The sequence below is a fragment of the Actinoplanes sp. NPDC048791 genome, assembly GCF_040650095.1.
Lineage (GTDB): Bacteria > Actinomycetota > Actinomycetes > Mycobacteriales > Micromonosporaceae > Actinoplanes.
The window spans coordinates 1-5,406 of sequence record NZ_JBEZGQ010000581.1 but is presented as its reverse complement, the minus strand read 5'-3'; the positions used below and the strand labels follow the sequence as shown (position 1 = coordinate 5,406).

Below are 5,406 nucleotides of genomic sequence, written 5' to 3'. Positions count from 1 at the left end.
GGCCGGGCCGGTGTGACCGGCCCGGCCCGGGGACGCGTCAGTTGTTGAGCATGCCGGCGAGCTGCGACGGGAGCTCCTGGACCTGGGCGGCCGGCGGTGCCGCGACCGACACCTTGGTCCCGAAGTCCGAGTACGTCGTCTTGACCTTGCCGCCGCCGGGCATGGCCCCGGCGCCGGACGAGGCACCCAGGCCGCTCATGTCCAGCGTCAGCTCGACGAGGCGGCCCTGGTCGTCGGTCTTGGCCGTGAACGGCACCAGCGTGTTGCCGCCGAGCGCCTTCAGGGCGTCCTTCTTGTTGTACGTCGGCGACTTGGCCAGGTCGAGCGAACCCCGGTAGCCGTTCGCCCCGGCCCGCTCGACCTTGGTCATCGCGGCGACCATGGCCTTGGTGCCGGCCGGGTCGTCCGGGGACATCACGTTGAAGCTGCTGCCCGCGGGGAGCTTCGCCGCGTCGACGTGCATCCACTCCTTGCCGCTGCTGCTCTGGCCGCCGAGCATCTGACCCACCGCGCCGCCGAACTTCATGAAGACGTCGGTGCCGACCTTGCGCAGCTCGATCTTGTTGCCGTCGCCCAGCGCGCCCATGTCCATGGTCATCCGGGCGTTGCCGGCCTTCGGGTCCGCCTCGCCGGAGGCGGTGATCGCGCCGACCATCTCCATCTCGAAACGCAGGCTCTGCTCGCCCAGCTTCTGCGCCGCGGCGGCCAGCTCGGCGGCCGGCTTCGCCTGCTCGGCGGCCGCGGCCGTGCTGCTGCCGGGCTGGGCCACGCTGTCCGCGGGACCGCAGCCGGTGAGCCCGAGAGCGGCGACCAGGGCGAGACCAGCGATCGCCGGTCGTCGATTCCTCATGGGTTTCCTCCCCGTTGTGCCCGCCCCGGTCTCCCGGGCTCCGGGCGTCAAGTCGGCGCTCACGGTAGCGAACGGGTGCGACATCCTCGTCCGAGGCGTCATGGCCGGGGGGCGCGCGGGCATTAAGGTTGTCTCATGGCTGACCTGCTCGACGCCGATTCCGTACGCAGTGCCGTGGCCGTCCTCGACGGCTGGGAAGGCGGGACGGACGCGATCGTACGCACCGTGGGCCTGCGCAGCTTCCCGGCGGCGATCGCCGTCGTCGACCGGGTCGCGAAGGTCGCCGAGGAGATGGACCACCACCCGGACATCGACATCCGATGGCGCACGCTGACCTTCCGCTGTGTCACGCATGCGGCCGGTGGGGTCACCACGCGTGACATCGCCCTGGCCAACCGCATCGACCGGATCCTCGCCGACGCCTCCTGAGCGCCCTGATTCGCCGCCCGCGGGCCCCAGACGGCATGATGGCCGGAGGTAGCCGCACGCGCACGTACAGGGAGGCCCCGTGAGATTCGAGGTCAGCAAGGTCCTCGACGCGATCGAGGCCCGGCTCACCACCGACCCGGCCCTGGCCCGCGCCGTGGTCGACCTGTCGGAGATCGTGCGCTACGCCGATCTCGACGGCGGTCGCCCGGCCAGCATGCTGCGCCTCGGCCTGGTCATCGACGCGCTCGGCCGGCACGTCTCGGAGGAGAACGTCCCGGTCTACGCGGTGGTGCCCCGGGGCCTGCTCTCCGACGCGGACCTGACCTCCAACGAGCGCATGGTGGTCCGCCGCTGGGCGGACGACGGCGTGGTCGAGGTCGTCCCGCAGCTCGACGACCGGGTCCTCGAGGTGGCCGAGCTGCTGGGCCTGCCCGTGCTGACCCGCACCCGCGCCGAGCAGTTCCGAGACCGCCGGCCGTGGGTCGAGGAGCCGGGCCGGCTGCTCGCCGCGGTGCCGGGTGCCGGTGGGCCGGTGCTGGTGGCGAGGATCGGTCGCGGGGAAGTGCCGGCGGTCGCCGAGCCCTCCCCGATGGGCGCGAAGCTGCTGGGCCGGGTGTGGAGCTGCCCGGAGGCCAACTGCAACGCGTACGGCTCCGGTGGCGACCCGGACAGCCCGTTCGCCGACATGCGCAAGACGACCGCCCCGGTCGCCCAGCCACCGCCGTCGCTGCGGTCCGGCGCCCCGACCTGCCCGCGGCACGGCACCCGGTTGCGGGACGCGGGCCCCCGCCCGGCGGTCGAGGTGCTGTCGGTGCGCATCGACGGCGTGGTGCGCCAGCGTTTCGTGGTCTCGACCGACAAGCCCGTCGTGGTGGGACGCGCGCCCGAGGGCGGCGGCGTGATGCTGGGCCAGTGGCTCACCGACGACGCCCGGAAGTGGATCAGCCGCGGTCACGTCCGGCTGGCGCTCAACGGCGGCGAGCTGACCGCGCAGGACGTCAGCACGAACGGCACGGGCATCCGCCCGGGCGGCTCAGTGGACGACGACGACCGGATCACCCTGAACCGCGACGAGACCCGCACCCTGGCGGCCAACGACGTGGTGGAGCTGTACGCGGGCGTGAACGTGGGCCGCGCCAAGCTGTGGGCGACCGGTGGCGTGACGCAGCCGTCGTCGGTCATGGCGGAGGCCCCGACAATGGCGATCCGCAAGTTCGAACGCTGAGGGGAGGCGGACTCCCGCCTCCCCGTCACGCTCAGGCCAGGATCGCGGCCAGCTGCGCCACCGCGTGCTCCAGGTCCTCCTCGGTGACCACCAGGGGCGGGGCCAGCCGGATCGTCGAACCGTGGGTGTCCTTGGCCAGGATGCCGCGCTCGGCGAGCCGCTCCACGGCCTGCCGGCCGGTCATCAGCGCCGGGTCGATGTCCACCCCGGCCCACAGCCCGCGCCCGCGGACCGCCAGCACACCGTGGCCGACCAGGGCCGCGAGCCGTTCGTGCAGCAGCGCGCCCAGCCGCTCGGAGCGCTCCTGGAACTCGCCGGTGGCCAGCAGCCGGACCACCTCGGCGCCGACCGCGCAGGCCAGCGGGTTGCCGCCGAACGTCGAGCCGTGCTCGCCCGGCTTGAGCACGCCGAGCACGTCCCGGTTCGCCGCCACGGCCGACACCGGCACGATGCCACCGCCGAGCGCCTTGCCCAGCAGGTACATGTCCGGCACGACCTCTTCGTGCTCGATCGCGAAGGTCTTACCGGTGCGGCCGAGGCCGGACTGGATCTCGTCGGCGATGAAGAGCACGTTGTGGTCGTCGCACAGCGACCGGACGCCGGCGAAGTAGCCCTCGCCCGGGATCAGCACGCCGGCCTCGCCCTGGATCGGCTCGAGCAGCACGGCGACCGTGTTCGGGGTGATCGCGTCGGCCAGGGCCGCCAGGTCGCCGTACGGCACGATCCTGAAACCGGGGGTGTACGGCCCGAAGTCGTCCCGCGCGTCCGGATCGGTGGAGAAGCTGATGATCGTCGTGGTGCGCCCGTGGAAGTTGCCGTCCGCGACGATGATCTCGGCCTGCCCGTCCGGCACGCCCTTGACCTGGTAGCCCCACTTGCGGGCGACCTTGATGCCGGTCTCCACGGCCTCGGCGCCGGTGTTCATCGGCAGCACCAGGTCCTTGCCGCAGAGCTCGGCCAGCCCGTGGCAGAAGTCGGCGAACTGGTCGTGCACGAACGCCCGGCTGGTCAGCGTGAGCCGGTCGAGCTGGGCGTGCGCGGCGGCGATCAGGCCGGGGTGCCGGTGGCCGAAGTTCAGCGCCGAGTAGCCGGCCAGGAAGTCCAGGTAGCGGCGGCCGTCGACGTCGGTGACCCAGGCGCCCTCGGCGTCGGCGATCACCACGGGCAGCGGGTGGTAGTTGTGGGCGGTCCAGCGCTCGGCGTCGGCCAGGGCGGCGGGTGTCCGCAGGTCCAGATCAGTCACGGGTACGAACCTCCAGGGTGCAGCACTTCGGGCCGCCGCCGGCCTTGCGCAGCTCGGAGACGTCGACCCCGACGGTGGCGTAGCCCCGCTCCCGCAGCGCGGCGGCGAGCGCGGTGGCCTGCACCGGCAACACCACGGTACGGCCGTCGCTGACCGCGTTGAGACCGAGCACCTCGGCGTCGGCCGGGGTGGCGATGACCGCGTCCGGGAACAGCCGGCGCAGCACGGCCTGCGAACCGGGGGAGAACGCCGACGGCAGGTAGGCGATGTTGCGCTCGTCCAGCACGCAGAGCGCGGTGTCGAGGTGGTAGTAGGCCGGGTCGACCAGCTGCAGCGTGATCACCGGGCGGCCGAAGACCTCCTGGGTCTGCGCGTGCGCGGCGTGCGAGGTCCGGAAGCCGGTGCCGGCCAGCAGCACCTCACCGGCGAGCAGGATGTCGCCCTCGCCCTCGTTGGTGTGCTTGGAGTCGAAGACCTCGAAGCCGTTGTTCTGGAACCAGGCGGCATACGCCGGGGCCTCGTCGGCCCGCTCGGCGTCGCGGAACTGCACGGCGAGCACTTTGCCGTCGACCACGGTGGCGCCGTTCGCGGCGAAGACCATGTCGGGCAGGCCGGGCAGGGGCTCGATCAGCTCGACGGTGTGGCCGAGGTCGAGGAACGTCTGCCGCAGGTGCTCCCACTGGCTGACGGCCAGAGCGTTGTCGTACGGCGCCGTCGGGTCCATCCATGGATTGATCCGGTACGTGACCGCGAAGTGGGTCGGCCGGCACATGAGATAGCGGCGCGGGGTGGCGGTGGGCGTCATGACGGCAACGCTATGCGCGAAGTGCCTGCGTACGCCCCGGAACAACCATGCGCGCGGCGGCGGATCGTTGCGTGATCGGGGGTCGGCGCGAAGATTCGTTGCACGTGCGTCGGGGGCGGCGAACCGCCGCCCCCGCACAACGATGCGGTCCCGTCCCGAAGCGGCCGAGGTGATCGACCGTTCGCGAGTGTTTCCGCGCTGTCCGGCGCACCGCCGGATGATTTCGGGGCGGGACGGCTGGTGACCGTCCCGGTTCCGAGATGCACCGGCGGCGCATCGCCGCCGGTGAATGTCTGATACCCGTCAGAAGCGGTCGATAAACTGTGCGTCAAGCCACTCTCGGACGCTGGTGACCGGCTGCATGTCGGTGCCGAGCCAGGACAGCGAACCGGTGAGGGCCAGCACGCCGACCACGATCGCGCCCAGCGACAGGATCATGCCGATCAGGGCGTCGGTCTTGCCGGCGATGTGCCGCTTGCCGGTGGCGTGGATGCCGCTCAGCGACAGGATCAGGCCCAGCACGGCCAGGCCGATGCCGTAGCCGAGCAGCGGGCCGGAGAGCACGAGCAGGGCGGCCACGACGCTGACGATCAGGCCCATGGTGGCGAGCAGGCTGGCCCGCGGCTTCGGCCCGGCGACAACCGGCGGCTGCTCGATGGTCTTCTCATCGGCCCGGTCGAAGCGGTCGGCCCGGTCGAGGCGGTCGCCCCGGTCGGTGCGGGCGGCGACCGGGCGGGGAGCCTGCAGGTCGCGGCTCTTCAGGTCGTCGCGGGTCTTCGGCTCGTGGCCGACGGCCTGCTGGTTGACCAGCGTGTCCTCGTCGGCGGGCCGGCGGCGTTCGACCACGGGCGGCG

5 protein-coding genes and 1 pseudogene are annotated in these 5,406 nt (G+C 72.4%); 2 read left to right on the top strand and 4 right to left on the bottom strand.

The window, feature by feature from the left end; translation table 11 throughout:
- Positions 1-37: 37 nt before the first annotated feature.
- The gene (locus AB0C29_RS31635; RefSeq protein ID WP_360827884.1) at positions 38-850 is read right to left on the bottom strand and encodes a hypothetical protein; all 813 of its coding nucleotides are present in this window, start codon (positions 848-850) and stop codon (positions 38-40) included.
- 135 nt (positions 851-985) lie between these two features.
- On the opposite strand from AB0C29_RS31635, the gene AB0C29_RS31630 reads away from it, so the two are divergent.
- Positions 986-1,279: a 4a-hydroxytetrahydrobiopterin dehydratase gene (locus AB0C29_RS31630; protein ID WP_023562166.1), complete on the top strand. Its 294-nt coding sequence runs from the start codon at positions 986-988 to the stop codon at positions 1,277-1,279.
- Between the two features lie 79 nt (positions 1,280-1,358).
- Positions 1,359-2,504, top strand: coding sequence for an FHA domain-containing protein (locus AB0C29_RS31625; protein WP_360827881.1), 1,146 nt, complete (start codon positions 1,359-1,361; stop codon positions 2,502-2,504).
- A gap of 31 nt (positions 2,505-2,535) precedes the next feature.
- Here the strand turns inward: AB0C29_RS31625 and rocD are convergent, their stop codons facing one another.
- The 3 genes and pseudogenes from rocD to AB0C29_RS31610 form a co-directional block, all read right to left on the bottom strand.
- The gene (gene rocD, locus AB0C29_RS31620; RefSeq protein WP_360827878.1) at positions 2,536-3,747 is read right to left on the bottom strand and encodes an ornithine--oxo-acid transaminase; all 1,212 of its coding nucleotides are present in this window, start codon (positions 3,745-3,747) and stop codon (positions 2,536-2,538) included.
- Positions 3,740-4,552 (bottom strand): dimethylargininase, encoded by an 813-nt coding sequence (ddaH, locus tag AB0C29_RS31615; RefSeq protein WP_360827875.1) that lies wholly within the window; start codon positions 4,550-4,552, stop codon positions 3,740-3,742. Before ddaH ends, rocD begins: the two co-directional genes overlap by 8 nt.
- Before the next feature lie 303 nt (positions 4,553-4,855).
- Positions 4,856-5,406, bottom strand: a pseudogene (locus AB0C29_RS31610) (thrombospondin); the annotation flags it as partial.

Coding starts and splice junctions, on each gene's coding strand:
- ddaH (WP_360827875.1), bottom strand. CDS start 4,552: ATGACGCCCACCGCCACCCCGCGCCGCTATCTCATGTGCCGGCCGACC.
- AB0C29_RS31630 (WP_023562166.1), top strand. CDS start 986: ATGGCTGACCTGCTCGACGCCGATTCCGTACGCAGTGCCGTGGCCGTC.
- AB0C29_RS31635 (WP_360827884.1), bottom strand. CDS start 850: ATGAGGAATCGACGACCGGCGATCGCTGGTCTCGCCCTGGTCGCCGCT.